A 26,546-nucleotide genomic window follows, 5' to 3' on the forward strand; every position below is an offset into this window, starting at 1 on the left:
CGCCGAAGTACGAGCAGATCGGAGCGAGATGGCGACGCGGCCGGGTTCATCGCGCTCGACGGCGGACGATGGCGACAGCACCGGCACCGGCACCGGCACCGAGAACGACACTCCGGGCGCTCCGGTCCGCGGCCGTCCGCGACTCGTCAAGCCCAGACGACGCGGCGACACCGCGCGCGACGAGATCCTCGACGCCTCCGCGGAGCTGTTCACACGCCACGGCTACACGGGGACGTCGACACGGATGATCGCCGACGCCGTCGGCGTCCGGCAGGCGTCCCTGTATCACTACTTCAAGACGAAGGACGACATCCTGGCCGCACTGCTCGCGACGACGGTCGATCCGTCGCTCGAGCGGGCCCGGGACCTCCTCGCCGCAGACGGCGACCCACTCCGGCGACTGCTCGACCTCGCCCGCTACGACGTCACCCAACTCGCCGCCGCGCGCTGGAATCTCGGGGCCCTCTATCTCCTGCCCGAGCTCGCCGACAACCGTTTCGCCGAGTTCCGCACGGCCCGTCTGGAATTGGCCGCAGCCTACGAGGCTCTGGCGACCGCTGCCGTCGGCGTCGCGTCCGACACGCGCTCGATCCTGCCGTTCCGGCTCGTCGAGTCGGTGATCATGATGCGTTCGGACGAGACCCGTGGCGAGCTCGGCGACCACACGGTGACCGGGCTGGTCGACACCATCGTCGGCGCGATCGAGATGCTGATGACGCATCGGCCCAGCAGCTGAATGGTCGCGCCCGGCTCCTGGGCGCGGGTGGTCGCCGGGCTCACGACCCCGCGGGCATCGGCTGGAAGTCCCACTTCGCACATCCGTAGACCAGGTTGTCCACGAACGCCGCCTCCGACGACGTGTTCTGAACGCCGTATTCGGTCACGAAGGCCCGAGTGTTGAGGCGGGCGATCTCGGTCAACGGGATCGCCTGGTCGCGAGTGGGCAGTCCCGCGATGGGCGACGTGCTCCACCACCGCCCGCGGGCGAGGTCGCGTGAGGTCACCATCCGATCGTTGCCGATCCCACCGTTGAACCTCGGTTCCCACACGAGGGTGCTGAATCCGGAAGCAGCGCGATCGGTTCGGTCGGCCCCACGAACCCTCAGCTGGTAGGAGACATAACGCCCCTGGTGTTGGAATCCCAGGGCATATCGCTGCGACGCGAGTTGGTTCAGCGGGGTGTTGATCCCCAGATGGAAGTAGTTGACCGCGCCCCGCGGGTTCAACAGATCCAGCGAACCGTTTCCCGACGCACCGGCGGGCCCGGTGACGAATCGCGGAGCATGCGCGCTCAACGGAACCCACCCCCACGTCGCGACCGGATACACGTTCGTGTGGATACACGGAAAGCCGGGTGGCAGGACTGGATCGAGGCTTCCGTTCGGCGAGGCACCGGCGGCTGCGCCTGGTACGAACGCGAGTGCGGCCCCACATGCGGCGACGAGCAGACGTCGGGGACAGATACGCATGGCAACTCCGATGTTCGGTCTGAATAGGTGAGCGTCGGCCAGACGCAATCCCCCATGCGGCACCTGAACGGTGAGCCCCGAGCTATCACCCGACCCGCTTGACCAAACCATGACGACATCGACCACCTGCGATGTCCGCAGCTTAACGCGCGTCCGACGGCACGACGGTGACATTAACGATCGTAGGGCGAACTTCATGATCGCGAACCCGCCACAGAGGACGCCCGCCGTCGTCAGTGCGATTCCACCGTGTGCGCGACCGGACAGCCGTTGTGCGCCAATCGTGCTGCGGCCGTGGCCTGTCCGACTCCGATCGGTTGCGCGCCGACCGCCTCGGCAAGGCCCCAGGGCGGCATCCCGCTGCTGATGGTCTCATGCTCTCCGACCACATAGGTCTCATGCCAGATCCCCACCGAACCGGTGTCGGCCAGGCGACGATTGAACCATCGCCAGGCGGGCAGATGCGGCCCGTCGCCGTCGGCGGCGAAGCGTCGGAGATCCTCCGGCGAACGCCAGTACGAGACGACCATCAACGAGGCGCCGAGGTAGAGACGGTAGGACAACATGCCCGCTTCGGCGTGCCGTCTCAGGTGCACCAACATGCGCGGCATGGCGACGAGGACCGACAGCCACGCCCATATCCGGAGCGGGTGCGTCACCCGCATCCCGATGAGGAACAGCGTCGTGCCCGCAGGCGGTGGGACATTGGTGATCCGACGCGAGTCCGGCTTGGTCATGGCGCCCTCCATGGTCCACTGATTTCGTAACGTTGTTACAAAACAACGTTATGGAACAATCGACCTCGTGGCAAGACCCAAGGTGCACACCGATGAGCTGAGCGAACGGCTACTGGAAGAGGCCGTCCACATCGTCGGCGAGAGGGGTGTGTCGGCGCTGTCCGTTCGCGACGTCGCACGTGCCGCGGGCACATCGACCTCCGCGGTGTACTCGCTGTTCGGCAACAAAGAGGGCCTCATCCGCGGGGTGCTCGTGGCTGCCTTCGACTCGTTCGCGGCCGCGCAGGAGGCCGATCCATCCGAGGACGTCGCGGCGAACCTGTCCGGACTTGGGGTGCGCTACGTCGCTTGGGCTCTCGAGCATCCGCGGCTCTACGAGCTGATGTTCGGCGAGACGCTCGCCGGCATCGCGTCCAGCCAGGAGACCGAGGCCGCGTCGGCCCGGGCCATCGCTCCACTGCGTCAGGGCGTCCGGTCGGCGATCGAGTCGGGCCTGTTCCGTCGCGCCGACGTCGACACGATCGTCGCCTCGCTCTGGTCGCAGGTCCACGGGATGGCCATGCTGCTGTCGTCGGGTCGGTTCCCGGCCGGGGCCGACCCGGTTGCCGCCGCGACCGCCGTCATCGACGGATGGCGACGGCGAATCTGACTAAGGTGATCTCATGGCCGGCCGCAGCATGAGTTTCGACCCGATCGCCGAAGCACGTCAGAACTGGGCCGACGCGGGCTGGGGTGACGTCGCCGACGGCATGGTGGCGGTGACGTCGGTGATGCGGGCGCACCAGATCCTTCTGGCGCGCGTCGAGTCCGCTCTGCGCCCCTACGACCTGAGCTTCTCGCGCTTCGAATTGCTTCGGCTACTGGCGTTCTCGCGTCAGGGGGCGCTGCCGATCACCAAGGCCAGCGACCGGTTGCAGGTACACGTCACGAGTGTCACGCACGCCATCCGCCGCCTCGAGGAGGCCCACCTGGTCCGCCGTGTCCCCCACCCGACCGACGGTCGCACGACGCTGGTGGAGATCACCGACCTGGGACGCTCGACGGTCGAGGACGCCACCGCCACCCTCAACCGCGAGGTGTTCGGTGCGGTCGGGATGAGCGACGACGAGATGGCCTCGATGGTGAAGGCGATCCAGTCACTCCGGCGGGACGCCGGAGACTTCTCCAGTACCGGGGCCGACACCCGCGGTTCTAGTGGAGCGAGGTGATGATCGCGCTGAAGTCCAGGCCGGCATGCTGCTCGGCGAAGGACTTGTAGAGCTGGGCGGCATGGGTTCCCAGCGGTGCCCGAGATCCGGTACTGGCCACCGCATCCATCGCCAGGCCCAGATCCTTGTTCATCAGCGCGGTCGCGAAGCCCGGCTTGAACTCGTTGTTGGCCGGGGACGTCGGGACCGGACCGGGCACCGGGCAGTTGGTCTGCACCGCCCAGCAGTTGCCGGTCGCGCCGGTGATCACGTCGTAGAGCGCCTGATCGGACAGACCGAGCTTCTCGGCGAGGACGAACGCCTCGCCCACCGCGATCTGCTGGACGGCGAGCACCATGTTGTTGCAGACCTTGGCGGCCTGGCCCGCTCCCGCCGAGCCGCAGTGGATGATCTTGCCCGCCATGGGTTCCAGGGTGGTTCGAGCCGCCACGAAAGCATCGTCGTCGCCGCCGACCATGAAGGCCAGCGTGCCTGCTGCGGCACCCTTCACGCCACCGGAGACCGGCGCGTCGAGCTGCGCGAAGCCGTGTTCGGCGGCCTGCTCGTGGACGGCGCGGGCGTCGTCGACCGAGATCGTCGAGCTGTCGATGAACAGGGCGCCCGTCGGTGTGGCGGGCAGGATGTCGGCGTAGAGGTCCTTCACGATGGCCCCGCTCGGCAGCATCGTGATCACGACCTCGGCGGCGGCGACCGCCTCGACGGCGGTCGGGAAGGTCTCGATGCCACTGAGTTTGGCCTGCTCCACCGCGTCGGGAACCGGATCGAAGCCGTGGACGGTGTGCCCGGCCTTCACGAGGTTCGCGGCCATCGGGCCGCCCATGTTGCCCAGGCCCAGAAAGGCGATCGTCGTCATTGTCCAATCTCCTGATGTCGTGAGTTCACTTGCTCGCCGAACCGTTGTGGTCGTCGGCGATACCGATTCCGCCGGCGGTCAGCCCTCGCGATGACGCGAGGCGATCGACCGCCCCACCACCACCCGCATGATCTCGTTCGTGCCCTCCAGTATCCGGTGCACACGGAGATCGCGGACGATCTTCTCCAGACCGTATTCGTTCAGATATCCATAGCCGCCGTGCAACTGCAGCGCCTGATCGGCGACGGTGTAGCAGCTGTCGGTGACGAAGCGCTTGGCCATCGCACACTGTTCGACCTTGTCCGGCGCATCGGCGTCGAGTGCCGCGGCGGCCTGCCAGAGCATCAGCCGGGATGCCTGCAGCGAGGTGGCCATGTCGGCAAGGGTGAAGCGGATCGTCGGCTCGTCGATCAGGGCTCCGCCGAAGGCCTTGCGGGAGGCCACGTACGATGCCGCCCGGTCGAACGCCGACTGCGCACCGCCCAGCGACGAGGCCGCGATGTTGAGACGCCCGCCGTTCAGGCCGTTCATCGCGATCGCAAAGCCGATGCCCTCCTGCCCGCCGAGCAGATGATCCGCCGGCACCCGCACCTCGTCGAGGATCACCTGTGCCGTCGGCTGGGCATGCCAGCCCATCTTGCGTTCCTGCGCACCGAAACTCAGTCCGGGAGTGCCCTTCTCGACCAGGAAGGTCGAGATCCCGCGGGAACCGTTGTCACCGGTGCGGGCCATGAGGACGTACACGTCGCTCGCGCCCGCACCGGAGATGAACTGCTTGACCCCGGTCAGTACGTAGTCGTCGCCGGAACGGACGGCTCGCGTGGACAAGGCGGCGGCGTCCGACCCGGCCCCCGGCTCGGTCAGGCAGTAGCTGGCCACGGCGTCCATCGACGCCATCCGCGGTACCCACAGCTCCCGCTGCGCGGGGGTGCCGTAGCTGTCCACCATCCAGGTGCACATGTTGTGGATGGAGAGGAAGGCGGCGACGGCCGGATCGGCATAGGCGAGTTGCTCGAAGATGCGCACACCGTCGAGCCGTCGCAGACCACTGCCACCGACCTCGTCGGAGCAGTAGATGGCGGCCATGCCGAGTTCGGCCGCCTCACGGAGTTCGTCGACCGGGAAGTGGTGGCTCTCATCCCATTCCAAGGCGAACGGGGCCAATCTCTTGGCGGCGAACCCGGCCGCGGTCTCGACGATGACGCGCTCGTCGGCGTCGAGACCGCTGTCGGTGATGGTGGTCATGATCGTGGTGTCTCCTGGCTCGTCGATCCCGGCCGTCGGTCCGGCTCGGTCAGTCCATCGTGGGGATGACGAACTCAGCACCGTCCTTGATCCCCGACGGCCAGCGAGACGTGATCGTCTTGGTCTTGGTGTAGAACTGGATCGAGGCGGGCCCGTGCTGATTGAGATCGCCGAAGCCGGAGCGCTTCCAGCCGCCAAAGGTGTAGTAGGCCACCGGAACCGGGATCGGGACGTTCACGCCGACCATGCCGACGTTGACCCGGGAGGTGAAGTCGCGAGCGGCGTCGCCGTCCTGGGTGAAGATCGCCACACCGTTGCCGTACTGGTGATCCGACGCCAGTGCGAGTGCCTCCTCGTAGTCGGCGGCGCGCACGATCTGCAGCACCGGGCCGAAGATCTCGTCCGTGTAGGAGGTCATGCCCTTGGTGACGTGATCGAACAGCGTCGGCCCGATGAAGAATCCGCCGGAGATGTCCTCGTCGCCATAGGACTGCTCGTCGCTGGTGCGCTCGCGACCGTCGATGACCAGTTCGGCACCTTCCTCGACACCCTTGGCGATGTAGCCCTTCACCCGCTCGAGCGCCGCTGCGGTCACCAGTGGTCCGTAGTCGGCCTTCGGGTCGAGGCTGTGGCCGACGCGCAGCGCGTTGACCTTGTCGACGAGCTTGGCGCGCAGGCGTTCTGCGGTCTGCTCCCCCACCGGGACGGCGACGCTGATCGCCATGCATCGCTCGCCGGCGCTCCCGTAGCCCGCGCCGATGAGCGCGTCAGCGGCCTGATCGAGGTTGGCGTCGGGCATGATGATCATGTGGTTCTTGGCGCCGCCGAAGCACTGTGAACGCTTGCCGTTGGCGGCCGCGGTCGAGTAGATGTACTGCGCGATGTCGGAGCTGCCGACGAAGCCGAACGCCTGCACGTCGGGGTTGTTCAGCAGAGCATCGACCGACTCCTTGTCCCCGTGCACGACCTGGAAGACGCCGTCGGGCAGACCGGCCTGGCTGAACAGTTCGGCGAGCCGGACCGGCACCGAGGGATCGCGTTCGCTGGGCTTGAGGATGAATGCGTTGCCGCACGCGAGCGCCGGCCCCGCCTTCCACAGCGGGATCATCGCGGGGAAGTTGAACGGGGTGATGCCGGCGACGACACCGAGCGGCTGACGGACGGAGTGCACATCGATGCCGCCGCCGGCGCCCTCGGTGAACTCACCCTTCAACAGGTGCGGGATACCGATGGCGAACTCGATGACCTCGATGCCGCGCTGGATGTCACCCTTCGCGTCGGCGTGGGTCTTGCCGTGCTCCAGCGACAGCAGGGTCGCGAGCTCGTCGGCGTTCTGGTTGACCAGATCGACGAAGCGCATGAGCACCCGGGCCCGGCGTTGCGGATTCCATGCGGCCCATTCGCGCTGCGCCTCGACGGCGGTGGCGACCGCGGCGTCGACCTCGGTGGTCGAGGCCAGGGGGACCTTGGCGGCGACGGCACCGGTGCTCGGATTGAACACGTCGGCGAACCGACCCTCGGTGGCGGTCACCGCGGATCCGTTCAGGAAATGCGGGATGGTGCGGACAGAATCGGTTGTGGACACGAGGAGATCACCTGGATTCGTGAGTCGGGACAGACGCTGTGTGACTGTGGCTTCCGTCTCCATATAGTAGGACATCCAAGTAATTGGCGCCACCACCTCCCAGCAGCGAATTTCGCTCGAAACGGCTGGTTAGGTTACCCTTTCTCGTAGCACAATGTCAGGCGTTGTCGTGCCCGGACGCGGAGCACGACGTCGAAAGGGGTACCTCCATGTCCGTCGTCATCCTCTACGGCACGGAAACCGGGAACAGCGAGTTGGTCGCGGACGCGATCTCGGATGTCCTCGCTGTCGATCACGATCCCTCGATCTACGACATGAGCGAGTTCGCCGTCGAGGATCTCGACCCGGCCGACTTCCTCGTGGTGATCTGCTCGACCTACGGCGAGGGCGAGCTCCCGACTGGCGCGGAGCCGTTCGCCGAGGAACTCGACGCCGTCGATCCCGACCTGACGGGCCTGCGGTTCGCCGTCTTCGGTCTGGGCGACACCGTCTACGGCGAGACCTTCAACCGCGGCGGCGAGATCATGGCCGAGATGTTGACCAAGCGCGGAGCGACCCAGGTCGGCGAGCACGCACGCCACGACAACTCCTCACCGATCAAGCCGGCGAAGTTCGCCACCGAGTGGGCCGAGGGCATCGTCGGGGTCATCGACCCCGTCAACGCACACTGACGTCCGTCGCCGGGCGCGCTGCCAGGCCGCGAACTCGATCAGCGGGCGGCGACCTGACCCGGATGCGGCTGTCGGGCGTGTCGGGAGATCTCCTCGGCCCGGATCGCGGCCAGCTTCGCCAGTTCGAGCACGGCACGCACCATCAGCGCCAGCACGATTCCCAGGAACACCGCTGTCGGCACGGAGACGTTGAGGTTCTCCCCCAGCACGACGACGCCGAGCGCCATCGACACCGCCAGCTCGACGACGGTGAGCGCCGGGAACGATGTCTGCAGCTCACCGGCACCGAAGGCGCGCTGTTGCGCGACGATCGCGCCGCTGGCCACGACGAGGAACAGATACAGCTCGGGCTGGAGGAATGTCCCCGCGAAGTCGTGCAGGAGCTGATAGGCGACCGTCTTGACCAGCAAGGCCGACATGCCGAACAACGCGCCGCCGGTCACGCCGTAGAGAAGCGCCTTGTAATGCCGGTTGGATCTCTCGGCGGCGATGACGCAGATCAGCAACGCGATGATGACCCCTCCGATGGTCGCCACCATCAGCAGATCCTCCGGTCGGCGGGGCGACGGTTCCGGCCGGGACACGGCCAGGAAGATCGTCACGCACGCGACCAGCACCGCACCCCACGCCCATTCCTTGCGTAGCGGCCGGCGATGATCGGCCCACGCCTCCATCGGCAGCGCGAACAGGATCGCGAGGACCACCAGCGGCTGGACCAGCAGGATCGACCCCAGTCCCAGCGCCGCCACCTGCGAGGCGAAACCACACAGGGCGATCACCGCGCCGATCCACCATCCCCGGGCTATCGCCCCGCTGGCGTGGGATGCGCGCTGCCGCATCACCGTGCCGGCGGCGATCAAGATCGCGGCCAGCACCGACAGCAGCGCGGGTACCCAGGAATGCACACGCCCCAGGCTATCTGTTGCCCGTCACGCTTCAAGCCGATCGCAACCCCGGTGATCCGATCGACCCGGGCACGGTGTGGATCCCCCACCCTGTCGGTTCGTCGTCGTAGGTTGGGTTCATGCGGTACCAGTCCGAACTCGAACGACTCACGACCCTCGACGCCGAGACGATCGTGCGGGTGTGCTCGTCGCCGGGTGCCGTCGTCGAGCTGATCGATCAGGCCGTGGACGAATGCATCGAGTTCGACGAGCTCGCCGACGAGCATCTCGTGTCCGGGTCCGACGACCACGCCGCATACTGCCGCCAGGAGGCGGCCGCCTGGCGGGCCACCGCCGCGGTGCTGCGGATGCTGGCCCGCGAGGAGAATCCGGGCACGCGCCTCGACGACGATGCCGACCCGCTCCGTGGGCGAGGCGTCGCGTGAGTCGCACCCTGGTGCTGATGCGGCACGGCAAGTCCGGCTATCCGCCCGGCACCGACGACCACGACCGCCCGCTGGCCGATCGCGGCCGCCGCGAGGCCGCCCTCGCCGGGCAGTGGATGGTAGACGAGGGCCTGGCGATCGACGCCGTGCTCTGCTCCACCGCGACCCGCACCCGCCAGACCCTGGAGCGAACCGGTGTCGCCGCCCCGACCACCTATGTCGGCGACATCTACGGCGGCGCGCCCCATGAGATCCTCGAGGCGATCCGTCTCCACGCTCCCGCCGAAGCCGACACCCTCTTGGTCGTCGGTCACTCGCCGGGTATGCCGACGACCGCGCTGACCCTCGATTCCGACGGATACATCGAGCGCTTCCCGACGTCGGCCTATGCCGTCGTGACCGTCGGCGCCCCGTGGAATCGACTCGGCCTCGACGTCGATCCGGACGCCCGGTTGGTCGGGACGCGGATTCCGCGCGAGTGACCGCTACGCGCGGTTGACCTGTCGGCGAACAGACTCCGAATTCGGTCAGGCACCTGTAAAGGGTGGCACCGCAACGCACGGTACCGGCGGCGCGTGTGCGGGATCGAGTGCACCGAGCACCAACGCCGCACTCCGTCGATTGGATGTGATCGAGGCGTGGTCGGACCTGTCGACCGGGCAGCCGTCCTGCACCACGATGTTGCGCACATCGGTGCCGGGCGGACCGGCGAGGATTCCGCTGGAATACGGCGTGACGATCTCGTCGTCGCGGGTGACGATGTTCGTGTACGCGACCCCGGGAAGGTACGGAGAGGGTTGTCGGACCGCCTGATTGAACGAGATGTCACGTGGAGGCGCGACGCAGTCCGGGCACGGTGGTCGTGGCGTGTCCTCGATCCCGAGGGCGTGCCGGACGTTCTCGATGGCCTCACCCCGGTCGTCGTCGGAATCGGGACCCTGCCGCCAGTACGGCGCCAGTGATACATAGTGGGCGACCTTGCCGCGTCCGCCGAGGTACTTCATCCAGTAGGTGGGGATCTCGGTGCCCAGCGAGTGACCGACGATGTCGACCTGCCGTGCGCGTGTGGTCGTCCTCACGCGATCGGCGAATGCCGCGATCTGCCACGCGCTGTCGAGCTTCGGGCCGAGGCCGCCGAGCGCGGACGCCGGCCACACCGTCGACAGTGCACCGTAGGTCGGCGTGAAGACGCAGTAGCCCGCGTTGGCGAGCACCGGCGCGAGGGTGGCCCAGTTCGTCTGTCGTCCACCACCGCTGCCGTGCACGAGGATCACCGGACGCGGATGCTGCGCCGACGGCCGACAACGCCAGTCGTTGGTGCCCGGCAGCGATCCGCCCGGGTGCTCGAGTTCGGCGCGGATGCCCGCGGTGAAGTCATAGGGCACGGGCAGCGGACGTGTCGGCGTCGCGCCGGCGGCGCCATGGCCGAACACGACGACGATGGCGACGGTGAGGAGCGTCGTCACGATGGTCAGGGTGCCGCGCAGCCGCATCACTCGTCCTCCGGTGTCACGAGATCACATCGGACCCCGAGAAGCCGCACCGGACGGTCGATCTCGAAGTCTCCGAGCAGGTCGGCGATGACCGGGACGATGTCGTCAGAACGCGTCGTCGGTGCTGCCAGCTTCCTGGACTTCGTTCGCGTGTAGAACGTCGTGGTGCGAACGGTCACGGCCACCCGGAACACCTCGCGATTCTCTGCGAGGACCTGATCGACGAGTTCCGCGGTGAGTTCCCGCGCAGCAGAGAGCATCTCATCGAGATCGGTCATGTCGACCGGGTAGGTGCGCGACTTCGAGTGCGACCGGGCGAGCCACGGCTCCGGTGTGATCGTCGAATCGCCGCCCCCGCGACACAACACGTACAGCCAGTTGCCCTGGTGCGGACCGAAGACCTCGATCAGGTCCTCGCGCGGGGTCGCGATCAGCTGGTGGACGGTGTCGACACCACGAGCTGTGAGTTTGGCCGCGGTTTTCGGTCCGACGCTCCATAGGTCGCGGCAGGGGCGATCGCCCATGAGCGGCAACCAGTTCTGCTCGTCGAGTTCGAAGACCTTCTCGATCCGGAACGGAGCCAGGGTCACCGATTCCGGGTCGGGCTTCTTCGCGAAGCCGGTCGCCATCTTGGCGCGTTGTTTGTTGTCCGAGATGCCGATCGAGCAGTGCAATCCGGTGCGGTCGAACACCTCGGCCCGAATCCGTTCGGCGAGAGAGCCGATCGTGACGCGATCGTAGGTCTCGGCGGACGCAGACTGCGTGTCGTCCCCCTCGTCGGTGCCTACGTCGTCGAGCGGTTGCACACCCACGTACGCCTCATCCCACCCCCACACCTCGACCGGATGTCCGAACTGCCGCAACGCATTCATCACATCGGCCGAGGCCACATCGTAGGCGGGGACGTCGAGCGGCAGGTAGACGGCCTCGGGCATCTTGCGGTACGCGGCCCGCAACGGCATACCGGCGCGGACGCCGACATCCCGCGCCTCGTACGACGCACAGGTGACGACCTTGCGCGCCTCGGTGGGATCGCCGTTGCCCCCGACGATCACCGGGACGCCCACGAGTTCCGGACTGCGCAGTCTCTCCACGGAGACCTGGAACTGATCCAGGTCGACGTGGATCAGCCATCGGTAGCGTCGTGGTGTGTCGGCCACCGGTCAAGCGTACTGCGTCGACCCTGTGCGCTGCGGCGACGCGAGCGCCGGCCGAATATTCGGGTCGGACCGATCGCACTGCCGAAACAGCCGACCGGCCCGACCCGACCCCGCGAGCGACGCCCTCCCCTGCGTCGACGTGGAAGTGCTGCGAGCCACTGCCGTCAGACACCGCCGAAACCCCCTCTGACGTGCCCCGATAACTCCCGATTCGCTGGTTACCATACGGTAGGTTACCGGCGCGTAAGCTACGCTAGAGTAGAAACTGCGAGCTGTCCAGTGGTGCAGGTCATATTCGTTATCGTCAGTGGCCTGCGGCACTACCGATGAGCCCCGCCAGGCAGGTCAGTGCCGCGCGGCGATCCGCAGCGTGGCGCTGTCGAGACCGATCGCGCGACATGCCTCGCGCAGTGCGTCCGGGTTGTAGGCGAGCAATGACGAGGTCATTCCGGCGTCATGCGCGTCGGCGCCGAACAATCGTGACCACCGCAGGGCATCGGGATCGGCGAAGAAGGCGCTCGCCTTGCTGATGTAGATCGAGAGCAGGTCGCGCATCCCCGGGTCGAGTGCCGAGCGCGCATCGGCGAGGACACGCCGGAGCAACGCCCGGTCGTCGTGCAACGGTCTTGGGCGCAGATGCAGTGCACGCGAAGCAGTTCCACAATTGGTCGGGTCGGTGAGCGCGTGGACGGCGACGAACGCAAAGGCGATCCGGACCAGATCCAGACCGCGTGGGTCGCTCGACCATCGCGCCTGACCGGCGATGAACCGAACGGCCCGCACCGGCAGCGCCGCCGGCACGCGCTGGAGAATGGCTGGACCGCAGCGTCTCTCGTGCAGATCCTCGACGAGCATCTGCGAGAGGATGCCGATGCGCTGGCTGTGTTTGCGCAACATCCCGGACAGTGAGATCGAGGCATCGAAGGTCAGCGCGAATTCGTGCGGCGCGTCGAGCAATGCATCGAGGCCCGGGATGACGACCAGCTCCTCCACCTCGATGGCCTCGAGCAGGGCCATCGGGCGGCGGAGCCCGTCGTCGACGCGGGCGCGTGGACGGCGCGTGAGTGTGTCGGGCATGAGTCCCCCTCGTTCGACGTCTGAAGATGTGACGTCATGACCAGCGCCCCCGACACGTGCGCATGACGATTGACGATCCGGTCGACCGCCGTCGGCGGCCAAACCGTAACCGGAACCGAACCTGTTGCCGGACACGTGATCTGACAACAGGCGTTTCCGCTGTCGGCGCCATCGCCGACCCCCGGCATCCCCCCTACTCGCGAGTAAGTTGTGATGCGTATCGCTACCGTAGAGTAACTTGTCGTCGCTGTCCAGAGATCCGCTCGGCTCGCGATGACTAATGTCGGCGAAGGATCGTTTGCGGCGCAGGTTGACTCACGTGTAAAGGTCAGGTCGCCGGTCGTCGAGATAGGGGAACCGGCGTCGCGAGTCGTCGAGGGCGGCACGGCTCAGGTCGGCGATGACGAGATCCGGTGAACGACCCGCGGACGCAACGACAGCTCCACCGGGAGAGACGATTTCGCTGCGTCCACCGTAGACCAGGTCGTTCTCGGACCCGCAGTGGTTCGCATACGCCACGAAGACCTGGCTTTCGACGGCGCGTGCACGGACGAGTACGTCCTGGACGATGTCGTACTCGATCATGTTGGCGGTGGGAACGCAGACGACGTCGGCTCCCCGCACCGAGAGAGACCGGACGAGTTCCGGGAACTCGACCTCGTAGCACGTGAGAAGGCCCAATCGCCATCCGGCACAGTCGACCACCGGCGGCCTCGCAGATCCGGGAGCGAACATCCGGCGGTCGAGTTGGCCGAAGAGATGCGTCTTGTGGTGGGTTGCCGTCGCGGTGCCCGCCGCGTCGACGAGGCGGATGGCGTTGTAGACCGAGCCGTCGGAGGCGAGCTCGGCGCAGCCGTAGAGGATGGCAATGCGATGCCGGCCGGCGATCACCCCGACGCGCCGCGCGATCGGCCCATCGGGTGGGTCGGCCAGTTCTCGCGCCCGGCCGGCGCCGATGTCGTAACCGGGGATCACCATCTCCGGCGTGACGATCAGGTCGGCTCCGCGTCGGGCGGCGTCGGCGGCCGCCGCATCGAGCCGGTCGAGGTTCGTCTCGGGAACGGCTGGGCGAGGTTCACACTGCCAGAGGGCGATCCGTAGTTCTCCGCGTTCCGTCGTCATCGTGTCTCACAGACCGATGTCGATGGGGCCGAGTTCGGCGTACCGGTCGCCGGGTCCGGGGTTGTCGGGATGCGATGCACCCCCGACGTGATGCATGACGCCCCACACCGCGTTGAGTGCGGTCTGTACCGCTCCCTCGACCCAGGCGGGCATGAACGAGACATCGTCGCCCGCGATGAAGATCCCCTGCTCCTCCGGGGGCAGCCGCCCCTGGCCGTGGAAGTGCCCGTACATCCGCGTGTTGTAGCGGTAATGCCCCGGCAGTGCACCCTTGAACGCGCCGAGGAAGTGGGGTTCGGCCTCCCAGGACACGGTCAGTGGGCGCCCCACGATGTGCTCGGCGATGTCGACGCCGGGATAGATCTTGCGTAAGGCGTCCAGCGCCAACGACACCCGCTTCTCGACGGGGTGCGGCAACACCTTGAGCGCGTCGCTCATCCAGGTGTAGCTGAGGCAGATCACCCCGGGACGGTCGGGACCGTTGTCGAACAGATACGTCCCGCGGGTGAGCCGGTCGGTCAGCGTCATGCTGAGGACGTCGCGGCCGGTGACGGGATCACGGTCGGTCCAGAACGGGCGGTCGACCATGATGAAGGTCTTCGACGACTGCATGTAGCGGGTGCGGTCGAGGGCCATCCACAGATCCTGACTGAAAAGGCTCTCGTCGCACTCGATCTCGGTCGACAGCAGCCAGGCCTGGCATGTCGCGACGACCGCGGGGAACACACGGGAGTCGCCCCATCGATCCACGACCTCGATGCGGTCCGGTCCGAGGCGCCGCAGCGACGCCACTCCGGCACGGGGCACCCCGCTGTGCAGCGATGACAGGCTGGTCCCGACCGGCCAGTGCCGGATGGTGGCCGGCGAATCGGACCACAGTCTGCGCGGCACCTGCTCGGCGCCGCCGACGACGAGGTGCTGATCGGTGTCGCAGTTGGTGACGACCACGCGCAGGATCTCCAGCATCGAGTTGGCGAAGTCCGAATCCCATCCCCCGGTACCGAATCCGACCTGCCCGAACAGTTCTCGATGCCGGAACGACAATGATCCGAACTCGTCGGAGGTGGCCAGGAAGTCGTAGAAGCTGCGGTCGTCCCAGTCGACCACCAGCCGGTTCCACAGCGCCTTGAGCGTCGCGGTGTCGCGCTCACGGATCGCGTCCTGCAGAGCCGAGAACCCCGCGACCCGCTCGAGCGCACTGTCCCAGGCAGTTTCGATCTCGGTGTAGATGGGGGGCAGGTCGTCGAGCGTCCGGGCGTAGAGCGTCTCACCGCCCAGATCGATGACCGTGCTGCCGGCTGCCTCGGTGAGCGGATTCGGGAACGGTCTGGTGCGGAGCCCGAAGCTGTCGACGTAGTGGAAGAACGTCGACGACGACGCCGGGAAGCGCATCCCGCCGAGTTCGGCGACCTCCGGTTCACCGGGGACGAAATGCTCGGAACGCAGTCGGCCGCCGATGCGCTCGGGTTCGTAGACGACCGGCCGCAACCCGATCTTCATCAACTCGTACGCGGCGACCATCCCGGCCATACCCGCGCCGATCACGGCGACCTCGGTGCCCAGCGCATCCGATGGAACCGAACCGATCCCGGCCGGGTGCGTGATCCAGTCGTCGTAGGGAAACGGGAAGTCGGGACCGAAGATGGTCACCGGCCGGTCAGGGTGCACGCGTTCAGCGTATTGCCGATCGATCGGCGCCGCCCGGACTTGGGCAGCGTGGCGAATTGTCGTCGGCCGTTCATTGAGGACCGAAATCGTCCGCATTATCGGGCACACTGTGTTCTGTCGAGAGATCGAAACACCACCCATCGCAGAGAGGCAGCATCATGGACTGGACACTCGAGGTCGCGTTTCTCCCCGTCAGCGACGTCGATCGGGCAAAGGAGTTCTACACGCGGATCGGCTTCAACCCCGATCACGATCAGTCGCCCACCGACGACATCCGGTTCGTGCAGATGACTCCCCCGGGATCGAACTGCTCGATCGCCTTCGGCAAGGGCATCGTCGACGGCGGCCCGCCGAATCCGGGCACGCTCATGCTCTGTGTCTCCGACATCAACGTCGCGCGCAAGCATCTCCTCGACGCCGGCGTCGAGGCCAGTGAGGTCGACGAGCAGGCGTGGGGGCACTTCGTCTACTTCGACGATCCCGACGGCAACCACTGGAACGTGCAGTATCTGCCGTATCGGTATCAGAGCTGACGGCAGCTGACCCGGGCTCGCGGGACGGCGAGCACGAGAGCAGTCCGAGAGGGCGGCCGCGACAACTGTTGTCGCGGCCGCTCTCTGGTGCTGCCGAGGGATCGGGTGGTGGTGCTGGTGGCGACTCGAGGACAACCGCCGACCGCAGGCCGCCATACTATCCGGGTGCGAGAAGACGGATCACATGTCGACGTCGGCAACTACGAGTTCGGAGTCCCGGTCTGGGCCACGGCCGCTGCGCTGGTCGTGATACTGCTCATCGCGTTGCTCTTCGGCGCGGTGTCGCGGTGGCTGCTGCGCCGATACGCCCGGCTCGACATCACCACGTGCATCGTGCTCTCGATCCTGGGGTCGGCCGTCGGACTGTTCGTCGCCGGCGCGATCGACCGCGAACTGCGGCTCTGGAGTGTCCTCACCGTCGCGGTGACACTGGTGAGTTCGATCATCACCATCGCGATCTACGGCGCTGTCGCGGCACGCTTCCAGCGACAACAACACGTGCCGGTGTCCGCGCTGCTCGCCGCCGGCGAGTCCGACCGGGTCGAGTTCAAATCGACGGCGCGCGTGAACATGCGTACGGGCGAGAAGGATTCGCGGATGGAGCAGGTGATCGCCAAGACCGTGTCGGCGTTCCTCAATGCGAGCGGCGGGACGCTGATCGTCGGCGTCGACGACGACGGCACCCCGTTGGGCCTCGACCGCGACTACGCGACGCTCAAGGTGCCGGACGCAGACCGGTTCGAATTGTGGCTGCGAGATCTGCTGACCACGTCGCTCGGAGCGAACGCGGCTGCCGCCGTCGGCGTCGCGATCGAGGACGTCGAGGTCGACGACGGCCCGGCACGACCGGTCTGTCGGCTCACCTGCGCGCCGTCTCCGCGACCGGTCTATCTCCGTACGGGCAAGAGCTCGGCGCCCGAGTTCTGGGTGCGGAGCGGGAACTCGACGCGACAACTCACCGTCGACCAGGCCGCCGACTATGTGATGAATCGCTGGCCGCTCGGGGCGGGCGCGGCGGCGGCAGCGCAATTCCGTGCGGCCGTGCGGTTCTCGGTCGAACGCTGAGGCCCGGTATTCGGTAGTACGAACACGCGCCCGAGGCGGGTTCGTACTACCGAATCGGGGTTTACTCCGCCGAGTGCGAATCGGTCAGGGTCAGCGCGCCCCAGCCGGCGATCAGCCCGACGACCACCGCGAGTGCGGCATACGTGATCCGCTCGCCGTGGAAGAACGACGTGACGAGGTCGCTGCTCCAGACACCGGTCGGCAGACTGACGGTCACCAGCGCGGCGATGAGGGTTCCGACGACGGCTGTGCCGACGCTCGTCCCGACCTCCTGCGCGGTGTCGTTGAGCGCGGTGCCGATCGACGTCCGGTTCTCGGGCATCGCATCGACGAGTGCGACCGCACAGATCGTCATGACCGTCCGCAGGCCGATGGTCAGCGTGACCATGAACAGTGCGATGGCCAGGTAGCCGTGATCGACACCCCAGGCCAGGCCCGCCAACGAGCCGGCCAGGAGCAGCGCGCCGACGAGGCACGCGATCCGATGACCGAACTTCTTTGCCAGGCCTTCGGAGATCGGCGTCGCGGCGATCATCGTGATGATCATCGGCAGGTTCGCGAGTCCGGCCTTCACCGGACTCCACCCGTAGGCGTACTGGAAGTGCAGGATCAGGCCGAACATCACCCCGGCCATCGCGATCGAGGTCCCGATCTGGGCGATCGCCGCGCCACGCACCGTACCGGAGGTGAAGACGGTCAGGTCGAGCATCGGTTGCGCGGTACGACGTTCGTGCCAGACGAACGCGGCGAGCGCGAGGACGGCACCGAGCGCACAGCCCACCGTGACGATCGAGGCCCAGCCGTGCTCGACACCGCTGGTCAGCGTGTAGCACGCCAAACCGATCGTCGCGATGCTGAGGACCGCGCCCGGTAGGTCGAGCCGGTCGCCCGTCAGATCCTCTGGACGGTCGGCCGCCACCCCCTTCCGCACCCCGATCCACGCGATGAGCGCGATCGGCGCGTTGACGACCAACAACCACTCCCACCGGACGTGGGCCAGCGCGGTACCACCGAGCAGGGGACCGAGGATGAATCCGCTCATACCGACGACGATCATCAGGGTCATCGCGCGCATGCGTAGGTCCTCCGCATCGAAAAGGCGGAACACCAGCGAGTTCGTGATCGGCGCCATCGCCGCGGCGGCGACACCGAGGGCCGCGCGCAGGGCGATCAGTTCGCCTGCGGACTGGACGAACACCACCAGCAAGCTGATCAGGCCGAAGACCGCGAGACCGACGAGCAGGACCCGGCGTCGGCCCAGCCGGTCGGCGGCTGAACCCGCGGTGAGCAGCAGTCCGCCGAAGGTCAGCGAGTAGGCGCCGGTCACCCACTGCAGGCCGGTCGTGCCGCTGCCGAGGTCACGGCCGATCGTCGGCAGGGCGATCGTGAGCAGCGTGTTGTCGACCATCTCCACGAAGAAGGCCAAGCACAGTGCGGCGAGCGGGATCCACGCGGCGCGCAGGGACCCGTAGGTCCGGCCCGGGATCGGTTGAGTCATCGAGGTCATCGCAGCATCTCCTTTCATCGAACGTTGTTCGATCTATCGAACATGGTTCGAGAATAGAACGCCGTTCGGTAGGGCGCAAGGCCGCTGATCGCGATGTGATGGGATAGACGGCATGGCACCTGAACGACGCGGCACCCGACGGCGCGTCTCGCATTCCCTCGAGGCCGTCGTCGAGGCAGCGGTCGAGTTGCTCGACGAGGCGGGCGAGCCGGCACTGACCTTCCGCGCCCTGGCGGCCCGGCTCGGCGGCGGCGTCGGTAGCATCTACTGGTACGTGTCGAACAAAGACGAACTGCTCAACCTCGCGACGGACCGGGTCATCGCCGCGGTCCTGGAGGACACCGCCGATCTCGCCGCCGACGCCGATGCCGATCCACTCGACAACGTCCGCACCCTGGCGCTGTCTCTGTTCACGACAGTCGCCGAACGACCCTGGCTCGCCGCATATTTCATGCGGAACACGACCATCCAGGCCAACGGGCTCGTCTTCTACGAGCGCCTCGGGGAACAGATGATGCGGTTGAAACTGTCCCCGCGCAAGACCTTTCACGCAGTGTCGGCCGTTCTCGGATACGTCATCGGGGTCGCCGCGGACCTCGGTCAGGAACCCCCGAAAGAGGTCGTCGACGGCGAGGTCGCCGCAGAGGACTATCTACACGGCATCGCCGACGAGTGGCGCGCGCTCGACCGGGATGAGTACCCGTTCATGCATTTCATCGTCGACGAGTTCGACGGTCATGAGGACATCGACCAGTTCCGTGCCGGACTGGAACTATTGCTGGAGGGGATTCGGCTCGAGGCCAACGGGTGCCGAGGTTCGTCCTGAGACGCCCTGCTGTGAGCAGGATGCTGCGCCGATCGTCGGTACTGCCGGAGTCGATCGGCCGGTGAGACCTTGCCGCGGATCGAGGGGCCGACCCAGGGTCAGATCACGATAGGCTCTGCCCATGGCACGGCAGGTCGGCGGAACGGTGCGAGGAATCACCTTGCAGCAGTTGCGCTACTTCGTGGAGGTAGCGGCGGAGGGGTCGATCAGTGCCGCGGCCGACCTTCTCTATGTGGCGCAACCGACGCTGTCCGCCGCGCTGAAGGACCTCGAAAGTCGCGTGGGGCGTACGCTCCTCGTTCGGTCGACTCGGGGAGTAACCCTCACCGACGACGGGGCGGAGTTCCTCGGCTACGCGCGCCAGGTGGTCGAGCAATCAGAACTCCTGGAACAGCGCTATCTCGGACGCGGTCCCTCGCGCCGACTCCTGGCCGTCTCGACTCAGCACTACTCGTTCGTCGTCGACGCCTTCGCCCGCATGGTGAAAGCGTCCGAGGCCGCCGAATATGCGTTCAGTCTTCGCGAGACCCGCACCTGGGACATCATCGAGGACGTTCGCACACTGCGGAGTGAACTCGGCGTGCTCTTCCGCAACGAGTTCAACGCCAACGTGATCAACAAGCTGATCCGCGAAGCCGGGCTGGTCTTCACGCCTCTGTTCCTGGCGTCGCCGCACATCTTCATCGCTCGCACGAACCCCCTCGCCTTGAAACAGCGTGTGACGCTGACCGATCTCGAGGACGTGCCCCGGCTCACGTTCGACCAGGGCGTGAACAACTCGTTCTATCTGGCCGAAGAGATCCTCTCCACACGTTCATCCAAGCAGGACATCCGCGTGAGCGATCGCGCCACCATCTTCAACCTCATGATCGGGCTCGGCGGGTACACCATCTCGACCGGCATCATCTCCGATGATCTGGATCCGTCGATCGTCGCTGTTCCGCTCGACGTCGACGAGCGCATCGAGATCGGTTGGATCGGACATACCGCGGTCTCCCTGACCGCCCAGGCGCAGCGCTTCGTGGCCGAGATGCGCGACGTCGTCTCGGAATTCGGCGTCGATCTACTGACATAGTAAATTCCTATGTCCAGCCATCGCCTGAAGTAATTAGGCTATGGCAACACGCCTCAATACACTGACACCCACGCCGCCTCGCGCCGCTGGCTCGTCGGGTGTCGTGGGCCCGAAATCGGTCCTCGACCGGGGGAGTCCGGATCGAAGCGCCGGCGAAACTCAGGCGGAGAAGCTGTGCGGTGGCGCGCTCGTCGCTTCACGCAGCACAAGTGATTGGGGCAACGATCAGAATGACGAACGAATGTGTCTTCAGCATCGGCACGACACGCTTCGACGAGGACTACACCCCGGCGACTAACTCGCGCAGCACGACAAACTTTGCGAATCTCGCCCGCGGCGAGGATCGTCGACAGAATCTGCGCAATGCGGTGACAATGATGAACACCCGGACCAACGAGTTGGTGCATTGGGACAATCCGCGTGGCGACCGTTACGAACTCGAACTCGACATCGTCTCCGTCGATCTGCATCTCGCGTCGGTCGGGGATGACGCCGCGTTCCCCGTGATCGAAGTTCTCGACGTCGACATCCTCGACACCACCACGGGCACCCGCACCGAGGGCATCGTCGGAAACAATTTCTCGTCGTACATACGCGACTACGATTTCAGTGTTCGGCTCCCGGGGCACCAGGAGACGGGAATTCCCAACGACTTCGGCGATCTCCACGGGCAGGTCTTTCAGCGATTCGTGGAATCAGACGAGTATCGCCGACGGTTCTCGCAGCCGCCCGTCATCTGCATCAGCGTGTCGACGTCGCGGACATACCGCCGGCTCACGAACTTCCACCCGATACTCGGGGTCGAGTATGTGGTCGACGAGAAGTCGCTCACCGACCAGTATTTCGGGAAGATGGGCCTGAGCGTTCGCTACTTCATGCCTCAGGGATCGGTCGCCCCGTTGGCTTTCTACCACCGCGGTGACTTGCTCAACGACTATTCGTTTCTCGCACTCGCCGGAACGATCGCGACGATGGAGACGTTCCAGAAGATCTATCGTCCCGAGATCTACAACGCGAACACCTCGGCGTCGGAGGTCTACCGACCGAGCCTCGACAACGGCAACTACTCACTTCCGCAGGTCAGCTACGACCGCGTCGAGCGCACCCAGCTCGCGACCACGCAGGGAAGGTTCACGGAGGTGAATCTCATGAAACCGTATGGCGCCGTTCTCGAAAAGTGGGCTACCAAGCAATCCGCCTGACCGTGCGAGATCGAGAGGTATACGAGATGCACACACTCCTGCCCACCACGATCGTCGGCAGCCTGCCCAAGCCCTCGTGGCTCTCGGAGCCGGAGAAGCTCTGGTCACCGTGGAAGCTGCACGATGACGAACTGCGCGAAGGGAAACTCGACGCCCAGACGCTAGCGGCACACGAGCAGTCCCGTGCCGGGCTCGACATCATCAGCGACGGGGAACAGACGCGCCAACATTTCGTGACCACGTTCATCGAGCACCTCAGTGGCGTCGACTTCGAGCGACGCGAAACCGTACGCATCCGTGATCGCTACGACGCGAGCGTCCCGACCGTCGTCGGCGCGGTGAGTCGCGAGAAGCCGGTGTTCGCAACGGACGCAGCGCATCTCCGCGCAGCTACCGACCAGCCGATCAAATGGGCGCTGCCCGGCCCCATGACGATGATCGACACGCTCTACGACGCCCATTACCGGAGTCGCGAGAAGCTGGCATGGGAGTTCGCGACAATCCTGAACCAAGAAGCGAAGGACCTGGAAGCGGCCGGTGTCGACATCATCCAGATCGACGAACCCGCGTTCAACGTGTTCTTCGACGAACTGAAGGACTGGGGTGTCGCGGCGCTTGAGCGTGCGACCCAGGGACTGAAGTGCACGACCGCCGTCCACATCTGTTACGGCTACGGCATCAAGGCGAACACCGACTGGAAGGCGACGCTGGGCGCCGAGTGGCGCCAGTACGAGGAGTCATTCCCACTGCTGCAACAGTCATCGATCGACATCGTGTCGCTGGAGAGTCACAATTCGCGAGTACCCGTCGAGGTGATCGAACTGCTACGCGGCAAGACGGTCATGCTCGGAGCGATCGACGTGGCCAGCGAGACCATCGAGACGCCCGAAGAAGTTGCCGCGACGCTGCGCAACGCACTCCCCTTCGTCGACGACGACAAGCTCTACGCCAGCGGGAACTGTGGGATGGCGCCACTCGCTCGCAGCGTGGCACGGGAGAAGATGGTCGCGCTCGCTGCCGGAGCTGAGCTTCTTCGCGCAGAGCTCTCCTAGACCGAGGTTGCACGTCGACGAGTTCGACGGTCATGAGGACATCGACCGGTTCCGTGCCGGACTCGAGTTGCTCCCCGATGGATTCCGCCTCGAGGCCGGACGGTCCCATTGAACTCGGCGCCACCAACGCCCCGGGGAACCGCGACGATCACGTCGATCGAGATCCCGTCGCCGGCACCGCACGCACGACTTATCCTCTCGCCGCGGCGAGCTCGCGTCGCTTCGCCAGCGGCGGCATCCCGAACCATCGTCGGCAACTGCGGGTCAGCGTGCTCTGCTCGGAGTACCCGATCTGTCGCGCCACCGCGGACAGCGGGACACCCCGATTCGCGAGCAGGGAGACCGCGAGGTCGCGGCGCGCGTCGTCGACGAGTTGCTCGAAGGTCGCGCCGTCCTCGGCCAGACTCCGTTGCACCGCGCGCGGATGCATCATGAGCAGCGTCGACACCGCGTCGAGCGTCGCGGCGCCTGCGGGGAGAGACCGCACGATCAGCGCCCAGACCGCGTCGACGAACGCCGTCTCCCGGTCGTGCCCGGTCATGAACCGGATGGCCATGTCGTAGGCCAGCGCATCGACCCGCCGTAGCGTCTGCTGCATGACCCCGCGCGGGAACACCACCAAGTTGGCCGGGGCCTCGAATTCCACGGGGCAACCGAAGTACTCGGTGTAGACGCGCGGATCAGACATCGCGGTGTGCGCCAGCGTGATCCGGTTGGCCCGAAAGTCCCGTCCCAGCGTCATCTGGAAGGTCGACCGGGTGACGCCCATCGCGAGTTCGACGACGTGCGGACGGTAGGGCACCCGCTTCAGCACCGTGTCGAACTCGTAGGCCACCTCGCGTTCGCCGTAGTGCAACTGCGCGGTGATGGCCGGGCTGTACACATGCGCGAACTCGGTGACCTGCCGAAAGGAGTCGCCGATGGTCTCGGCGTTGCGGGCCGCGATCGCGACCGGGCCGAGGATGTCCGGGTCCTGCCGGGCGGCCAGACGAAGCCCGAAGTCGGGCACGCCGAACTCGATCGCGCACAGGCCGATGATCGTGGACAGTGCGGTGAACGGGACGAACCGGTCGTAGGCACCGACCACGGCCGGGTCGACGCCGACACGGGCCAGCATCGCGCGGGCGTCGCCGTCGTGCTCTTCGATCAGCTCGGGTAGCTGACTGAGTGACGACGCGCAGATCAGGTCAGCCATGGCATCAACTGTCAAATAGTCGTCATCAGATGTCAAGAAATGGCCTGGCTGTCGGAGTGATGATGGACACACACGGCCCGACGCTCGACGGCCGACACAGCAGCAAGGAGTACCTCGATGACCACCATCGACACCGTTCGCACGAGTTTCTTCATCGACGGCGGTTGGCGCGCTCCGTCCGGCTCGGCGACGATCCCGGTCATCTCGCCGCTGACCGAGGAGCAGTTCGGTTCGGTACCGGAGGCGACCACCGACGACGTCGACGCGGCAGTCACGGCCGCGCGCAACGCTTTCCGGTCGGCGGGCTGGCGTGACCTCACGCCCGCCGACCGCGCCGCGTACCTGCGCCGGTTCGCCGACGAGCTCGACAAGCGTGCTGAGGACCGCGCATCGGCGGTGACCTCCGAGAACGGCATGCCCATCGCGCTGGCACGCTTCGCCGAGGGCTCCGCGCCGGTCCAGCTGCTGCGGTACTACGCCGATCTCGTCGAGTCCACCCCGGTTGAAGAGACCCGGACCAGCCAGCCGCTGCCGGGATCGACGATCGTGCGCCGCGAGGCCATCGGTGTCGTCGGGGCCATCGCACCGTGGAACTTCCCGGCGGTGCTCTCCATGTTCAAGATCGCACCCGCGCTGGCGGCCGGTTGCACCGTCGTCCTCAAACCGTCGCCGGAGACGAGTCTCGACGCCTACGTCCTGGCCGAGGCTGCCATCGCCGCCGAACTGCCCGCCGGCGTCCTCAACATCGTCAACGGCGGCAGCGAGATCGGGCGCCATCTCGTGTCACACCCGCACGTCGACAAGGTCGCCTTCACCGGCTCGACCGCCGCAGGTCGCGAGATCGGCCGGGTCTGCGGCGAACTCATCCGTCCGGTGACCCTCGAACTCGGCGGCAAGTCCGCAGCGCTGGTCCTCGACGACGCCGACCTCGAGCAGACCGTCGGCGGACTCGCCACCGCCTCCCTGCTCAACACCGGTCAGACCTGCTACATGTCGACCCGAATCCTGGTTCCGGGCAGCCGCTATGACGAGTATCTCGACGCCATCAGCGCGATGTGCTCGTCGCTGCCCGTCGGCGACCCGATGGACGAGAACGTGGCGGTCGGCCCGCTTGCCAGCGGGCGGCACCGGGATCGGGTCCTGTCCCTGATCGACCGCGGTCGCAGCGAGGGCGGCATGATCACCACCGGCGGCGGGACGCCGTCGGGTGTCGACCGCGGGTTCTTTGTCGAGCCGACCGTTTTCGCTGGGGTCGACAACTCGGCGACCATCGCCCGCGAAGAGGTCTTCGGCCCCGTCCTGACCGTCCTGCGCTACGACGATGTCGACGACGCCATCGCACTCGCCAACGATTCGTCGTACGGGCTCGGCGGGACGGTGTGGACGTCGGACCCCGATCGCGGCGTCGAGGTCGCCCGCCGCGTCGAGACCGGATCGTTCGGCGTCAACTACTTCAACCTCGACTGGGGATCGCCGTTCGGTGGCGTCAAGGCCAGCGGCATCGGCCGCGAACTCGGACCCGAGGGCCTCGCCGCGTACCAGAACCTCAAGTCGATCTTCTTGCCCGCCTGAGCACTCCCCTTCCCACACACCCGCTCACAACACATCTCTAGGAGGCGATCGGCCATGTCCGATGCCGGAGTCACCGCTGCCAAGGCACTGGTGAACGACACCCTCGCCCTGCTCGACCGGCTCACACCCGCCGACTGGGCGGCCGACAGCGCGTGCCACGGATGGCGCGTCCACGACGTCGTCACCCACATGGGGTTCTTCTTCAACTTCATCGCCGACCCCGACCTCATCTTCCCCGACAATCCGAGCGGAAAGTCCGAGCGGCTCAACGACGCCGCGGTGCGCGAGCGCGCCGACTGGACGTCGGAACAGGCGATCGAGTACTACCGCGCGCAGTCCGAGGCCGGTCTCGCCACCCTGGCGGCGCTGCAGGGCGAGGACCTGCGGGACCAGCCGCTGGACATGCTCGACCTGGGCACCTACCGGCTGAGTCAACTCAGTGACGCCGTCGCCTTCGACCACCTGGTGCACCTGACCAGCGATCTCCTGCAGCCGTTCGGGCCGTTGGATTCCGCCGAGGTGTCGGTGAGCGCGGCCATCGACCCGGCCATCGACTGGATGATCGCCGGTCTGCCGCAGATGAACGGCGCCGCACTGTACCCCGCACTCGAACAGCCCGTCGGCCTGCACCTCACCGGCGCTACGGACCGCGCGTTCGTCCTCGACCGGGACACCGCGGGCACGATCGTCACCGTGCGCGAGACGGCCGACCTACCGGCCGATGTCGCCACCTCATCGGCCACCGACTTCCTCCGCTGGGGCACCACCCGCAGCGCCTGGCGGTCGGCGGTCACCGTCAGCGGCGACCGCGGGCACGTCGCCGCCGTCCTCGACTCCGTCGACATCGTCTGACCGCCGACCCATCGTCGAATCGCTTCCACCACAACGAGAACGGAGTACA

General features: G+C 66.6%; 27 protein-coding genes. 14 read left to right on the forward strand and 13 right to left on the reverse strand.

Annotated elements, in window-relative coordinates; genetic code table 11:
- Positions 1-28: 28 nt before the first annotated feature.
- Positions 29-736, forward strand: a complete 708-nt coding sequence (locus tag EEB19_RS21645) for a TetR/AcrR family transcriptional regulator (protein WP_187589383.1) — start codon at positions 29-31, stop codon at positions 734-736.
- A gap of 40 nt (positions 737-776) precedes the next feature.
- Here EEB19_RS21645 and EEB19_RS21650 read toward each other — a convergent pair whose 3' ends face one another.
- Together EEB19_RS21650 and EEB19_RS21655 are read right to left on the reverse strand one after the other, a co-directional pair.
- Positions 777-1,469 carry a hypothetical protein gene (locus EEB19_RS21650; protein WP_187589384.1) on the reverse strand — a complete coding sequence of 231 codons (693 nt, stop codon included), beginning with the start codon at positions 1,467-1,469 and terminating at the stop codon, positions 777-779.
- A gap of 233 nt (positions 1,470-1,702) precedes the next feature.
- Entirely contained in the window at positions 1,703-2,206 is a 504-nt protein-coding gene (locus EEB19_RS21655; RefSeq protein ID WP_187589385.1) for a DUF4188 domain-containing protein, read from the reverse strand.
- A 67-nt stretch (positions 2,207-2,273) separates the two neighbouring features.
- Here EEB19_RS21655 and EEB19_RS21660 point away from each other — a divergent pair, with 67 nt between their 5' ends.
- Both EEB19_RS21660 and EEB19_RS21665 read left to right on the forward strand, forming a co-directional pair.
- On the forward strand, positions 2,274-2,855 hold the full coding sequence (locus EEB19_RS21660; protein WP_316245481.1) for a TetR/AcrR family transcriptional regulator: 582 nt from the start codon (positions 2,274-2,276) through the stop codon (positions 2,853-2,855).
- Between the two features lie 13 nt (positions 2,856-2,868).
- Positions 2,869-3,414 carry a MarR family transcriptional regulator gene (locus EEB19_RS21665; RefSeq protein WP_187589386.1) on the forward strand — a complete coding sequence of 182 codons (546 nt, stop codon included), beginning with the start codon at positions 2,869-2,871 and terminating at the stop codon, positions 3,412-3,414.
- On the opposite strand, the gene mmsB is transcribed toward EEB19_RS21665, so the two are convergent.
- The 3 genes from mmsB to EEB19_RS21680 form a co-directional block, all read right to left on the reverse strand.
- A complete protein-coding gene (mmsB, locus tag EEB19_RS21670; RefSeq protein ID WP_187589387.1) occupies positions 3,398-4,267 on the reverse strand; it encodes a 3-hydroxyisobutyrate dehydrogenase in 870 nt (289 codons plus the stop codon). The genes EEB19_RS21665 and mmsB overlap by 17 nt on opposite strands.
- Before the next feature lie 78 nt (positions 4,268-4,345).
- Positions 4,346-5,512, reverse strand: coding sequence for an acyl-CoA dehydrogenase family protein (locus EEB19_RS21675; protein ID WP_187589388.1), 1,167 nt, complete (start codon positions 5,510-5,512; stop codon positions 4,346-4,348).
- A gap of 49 nt (positions 5,513-5,561) precedes the next feature.
- Entirely contained in the window at positions 5,562-7,097 is a 1,536-nt protein-coding gene (locus EEB19_RS21680; protein WP_187589389.1) for a CoA-acylating methylmalonate-semialdehyde dehydrogenase, read from the reverse strand.
- Positions 7,098-7,306: 209 nt separating this feature from the next.
- Here EEB19_RS21680 and EEB19_RS21685 point away from each other — a divergent pair, with 209 nt between their 5' ends.
- Positions 7,307-7,768: a flavodoxin family protein gene (locus tag EEB19_RS21685; RefSeq protein WP_187589390.1), complete on the forward strand. Its 462-nt coding sequence runs from the start codon at positions 7,307-7,309 to the stop codon at positions 7,766-7,768.
- A 38-nt stretch (positions 7,769-7,806) separates the two neighbouring features.
- On the opposite strand, the gene EEB19_RS21690 is transcribed toward EEB19_RS21685, so the two are convergent.
- Positions 7,807-8,673, reverse strand: a complete 867-nt coding sequence (locus EEB19_RS21690) for a DMT family transporter (protein WP_187589391.1) — start codon at positions 8,671-8,673, stop codon at positions 7,807-7,809.
- Between the two features lie 119 nt (positions 8,674-8,792).
- Between EEB19_RS21690 and EEB19_RS21695 the strand changes: the two genes are divergently transcribed.
- Positions 8,793-9,098 (forward strand): hypothetical protein, encoded by a 306-nt coding sequence (locus EEB19_RS21695; protein WP_187589392.1) that lies wholly within the window; start codon positions 8,793-8,795, stop codon positions 9,096-9,098.
- A 17-nt stretch (positions 9,099-9,115) separates the two neighbouring features.
- Positions 9,116-9,580, forward strand: coding sequence for a histidine phosphatase family protein (locus tag EEB19_RS21700; protein WP_187589415.1), 465 nt, complete (start codon positions 9,116-9,118; stop codon positions 9,578-9,580).
- A gap of 45 nt (positions 9,581-9,625) precedes the next feature.
- Here the strand turns inward: EEB19_RS21700 and EEB19_RS21705 are convergent, their stop codons facing one another.
- The 5 genes from EEB19_RS21705 to EEB19_RS21725 form a co-directional block, all read right to left on the reverse strand.
- Entirely contained in the window at positions 9,626-10,591 is a 966-nt protein-coding gene (locus EEB19_RS21705; protein ID WP_187589393.1) for a triacylglycerol lipase, read from the reverse strand.
- A complete protein-coding gene (locus tag EEB19_RS21710) occupies positions 10,591-11,751 on the reverse strand; it encodes a DNA polymerase IV (protein WP_187589394.1) in 1,161 nt (386 codons plus the stop codon). The genes EEB19_RS21705 and EEB19_RS21710 overlap by 1 nt, the downstream gene beginning before the upstream one ends.
- A 345-nt stretch (positions 11,752-12,096) precedes the next feature.
- Complete coding sequence (locus EEB19_RS21715; RefSeq protein ID WP_187589395.1) at positions 12,097-12,828, reverse strand: hypothetical protein; 732 nt, start codon at positions 12,826-12,828, stop codon at positions 12,097-12,099.
- Positions 12,829-13,143: 315 nt separating this feature from the next.
- Positions 13,144-13,950 (reverse strand): carbon-nitrogen hydrolase family protein, encoded by an 807-nt coding sequence (locus EEB19_RS21720; RefSeq protein ID WP_187589396.1) that lies wholly within the window; start codon positions 13,948-13,950, stop codon positions 13,144-13,146.
- Positions 13,951-13,956: 6 nt separating this feature from the next.
- The gene (locus tag EEB19_RS21725) at positions 13,957-15,618 is read right to left on the reverse strand and encodes an NAD(P)/FAD-dependent oxidoreductase (protein WP_187589397.1); all 1,662 of its coding nucleotides are present in this window, start codon (positions 15,616-15,618) and stop codon (positions 13,957-13,959) included.
- A gap of 158 nt (positions 15,619-15,776) precedes the next feature.
- Here EEB19_RS21725 and EEB19_RS21730 point away from each other — a divergent pair, with 158 nt between their 5' ends.
- Together EEB19_RS21730 and EEB19_RS21735 are read left to right on the forward strand one after the other, a co-directional pair.
- Positions 15,777-16,151, forward strand: coding sequence for a VOC family protein (locus EEB19_RS21730; protein WP_187589398.1), 375 nt, complete (start codon positions 15,777-15,779; stop codon positions 16,149-16,151).
- 165 nt (positions 16,152-16,316) lie between these two features.
- Positions 16,317-17,216 carry an ATP-binding protein gene (locus EEB19_RS21735; protein WP_187589399.1) on the forward strand — a complete coding sequence of 300 codons (900 nt, stop codon included), beginning with the start codon at positions 16,317-16,319 and terminating at the stop codon, positions 17,214-17,216.
- Between the two features lie 61 nt (positions 17,217-17,277).
- Here EEB19_RS21735 and EEB19_RS21740 read toward each other — a convergent pair whose 3' ends face one another.
- Positions 17,278-18,723: an MFS transporter gene (locus tag EEB19_RS21740; RefSeq protein ID WP_187589400.1), complete on the reverse strand. Its 1,446-nt coding sequence runs from the start codon at positions 18,721-18,723 to the stop codon at positions 17,278-17,280.
- Between the two features lie 112 nt (positions 18,724-18,835).
- Between EEB19_RS21740 and EEB19_RS21745 the strand changes: the two genes are divergently transcribed.
- From EEB19_RS21745 to EEB19_RS21760, 4 genes are all read left to right on the forward strand, one after another.
- Positions 18,836-19,549: a TetR/AcrR family transcriptional regulator gene (locus EEB19_RS21745; protein ID WP_187589401.1), complete on the forward strand. Its 714-nt coding sequence runs from the start codon at positions 18,836-18,838 to the stop codon at positions 19,547-19,549.
- Positions 19,550-19,670: 121 nt separating this feature from the next.
- Positions 19,671-20,624 (forward strand): LysR family transcriptional regulator, encoded by a 954-nt coding sequence (locus EEB19_RS21750; RefSeq protein ID WP_187589402.1) that lies wholly within the window; start codon positions 19,671-19,673, stop codon positions 20,622-20,624.
- A 230-nt stretch (positions 20,625-20,854) separates the two neighbouring features.
- Complete coding sequence (locus EEB19_RS21755) at positions 20,855-21,826, forward strand: putative oxygenase MesX (protein ID WP_187589403.1); 972 nt, start codon at positions 20,855-20,857, stop codon at positions 21,824-21,826.
- 26 nt (positions 21,827-21,852) lie between these two features.
- The gene (locus EEB19_RS21760; RefSeq protein ID WP_187589404.1) at positions 21,853-22,878 is read left to right on the forward strand and encodes a methionine synthase; all 1,026 of its coding nucleotides are present in this window, start codon (positions 21,853-21,855) and stop codon (positions 22,876-22,878) included.
- Positions 22,879-23,068: 190 nt separating this feature from the next.
- Here EEB19_RS21760 and EEB19_RS21765 read toward each other — a convergent pair whose 3' ends face one another.
- The gene (locus EEB19_RS21765; protein ID WP_187589405.1) at positions 23,069-24,073 is read right to left on the reverse strand and encodes an AraC family transcriptional regulator; all 1,005 of its coding nucleotides are present in this window, start codon (positions 24,071-24,073) and stop codon (positions 23,069-23,071) included.
- Between the two features lie 117 nt (positions 24,074-24,190).
- On the opposite strand from EEB19_RS21765, the gene EEB19_RS21770 reads away from it, so the two are divergent.
- Together EEB19_RS21770 and EEB19_RS21775 are read left to right on the forward strand one after the other, a co-directional pair.
- Complete coding sequence (locus EEB19_RS21770) at positions 24,191-25,645, forward strand: aldehyde dehydrogenase (protein WP_187589406.1); 1,455 nt, start codon at positions 24,191-24,193, stop codon at positions 25,643-25,645.
- Positions 25,646-25,699: 54 nt separating this feature from the next.
- Positions 25,700-26,497, forward strand: coding sequence for a maleylpyruvate isomerase N-terminal domain-containing protein (locus EEB19_RS21775; RefSeq protein WP_187589407.1), 798 nt, complete (start codon positions 25,700-25,702; stop codon positions 26,495-26,497).
- The last annotated feature ends 49 nt before the right edge of the window (positions 26,498-26,546 follow it).

Source organism: Gordonia sp. OPL2, assembly GCF_003797825.1.
In the GTDB taxonomy this organism is placed as follows: Bacteria; Actinomycetota; Actinomycetes; order Mycobacteriales; family Mycobacteriaceae; genus Gordonia.

Excerpts from the sequence above, each read along its gene's own strand:
- EEB19_RS21645 (WP_187589383.1), top strand. The coding sequence starts at position 29 with ATGGCGACGCGGCCGGGTTCATCGCGCTCGACGGCGGACGATGGCGAC.
- EEB19_RS21650 (WP_187589384.1), bottom strand. The coding sequence starts at position 1,469 with ATGCGTATCTGTCCCCGACGTCTGCTCGTCGCCGCATGTGGGGCCGCA.
- EEB19_RS21655 (WP_187589385.1), bottom strand. The coding sequence starts at position 2,206 with ATGACCAAGCCGGACTCGCGTCGGATCACCAATGTCCCACCGCCTGCG.
- EEB19_RS21665 (WP_187589386.1), top strand. The coding sequence starts at position 2,869 with ATGGCCGGCCGCAGCATGAGTTTCGACCCGATCGCCGAAGCACGTCAG.
- mmsB (WP_187589387.1), bottom strand. The coding sequence starts at position 4,267 with ATGACGACGATCGCCTTTCTGGGCCTGGGCAACATGGGCGGCCCGATG.
- EEB19_RS21675 (WP_187589388.1), bottom strand. The coding sequence starts at position 5,512 with ATGACCACCATCACCGACAGCGGTCTCGACGCCGACGAGCGCGTCATC.
- EEB19_RS21685 (WP_187589390.1), top strand. The coding sequence starts at position 7,307 with ATGTCCGTCGTCATCCTCTACGGCACGGAAACCGGGAACAGCGAGTTG.
- EEB19_RS21695 (WP_187589392.1), top strand. The coding sequence starts at position 8,793 with ATGCGGTACCAGTCCGAACTCGAACGACTCACGACCCTCGACGCCGAG.
- EEB19_RS21700 (WP_187589415.1), top strand. The coding sequence starts at position 9,116 with ATGCGGCACGGCAAGTCCGGCTATCCGCCCGGCACCGACGACCACGAC.
- EEB19_RS21705 (WP_187589393.1), bottom strand. The coding sequence starts at position 10,591 with ATGCGGCTGCGCGGCACCCTGACCATCGTGACGACGCTCCTCACCGTC.
- EEB19_RS21715 (WP_187589395.1), bottom strand. The coding sequence starts at position 12,828 with ATGCCCGACACACTCACGCGCCGTCCACGCGCCCGCGTCGACGACGGG.
- EEB19_RS21720 (WP_187589396.1), bottom strand. The coding sequence starts at position 13,950 with ATGACGACGGAACGCGGAGAACTACGGATCGCCCTCTGGCAGTGTGAA.
- EEB19_RS21730 (WP_187589398.1), top strand. The coding sequence starts at position 15,777 with ATGGACTGGACACTCGAGGTCGCGTTTCTCCCCGTCAGCGACGTCGAT.
- EEB19_RS21740 (WP_187589400.1), bottom strand. The coding sequence starts at position 18,723 with ATGACCTCGATGACTCAACCGATCCCGGGCCGGACCTACGGGTCCCTG.
- EEB19_RS21745 (WP_187589401.1), top strand. The coding sequence starts at position 18,836 with ATGGCACCTGAACGACGCGGCACCCGACGGCGCGTCTCGCATTCCCTC.
- EEB19_RS21750 (WP_187589402.1), top strand. The coding sequence starts at position 19,671 with ATGGCACGGCAGGTCGGCGGAACGGTGCGAGGAATCACCTTGCAGCAG.
- EEB19_RS21755 (WP_187589403.1), top strand. The coding sequence starts at position 20,855 with ATGACGAACGAATGTGTCTTCAGCATCGGCACGACACGCTTCGACGAG.
- EEB19_RS21760 (WP_187589404.1), top strand. The coding sequence starts at position 21,853 with ATGCACACACTCCTGCCCACCACGATCGTCGGCAGCCTGCCCAAGCCC.
- EEB19_RS21765 (WP_187589405.1), bottom strand. The coding sequence starts at position 24,073 with ATGGCTGACCTGATCTGCGCGTCGTCACTCAGTCAGCTACCCGAGCTG.
- EEB19_RS21770 (WP_187589406.1), top strand. The coding sequence starts at position 24,191 with ATGACCACCATCGACACCGTTCGCACGAGTTTCTTCATCGACGGCGGT.
- EEB19_RS21775 (WP_187589407.1), top strand. The coding sequence starts at position 25,700 with ATGTCCGATGCCGGAGTCACCGCTGCCAAGGCACTGGTGAACGACACC.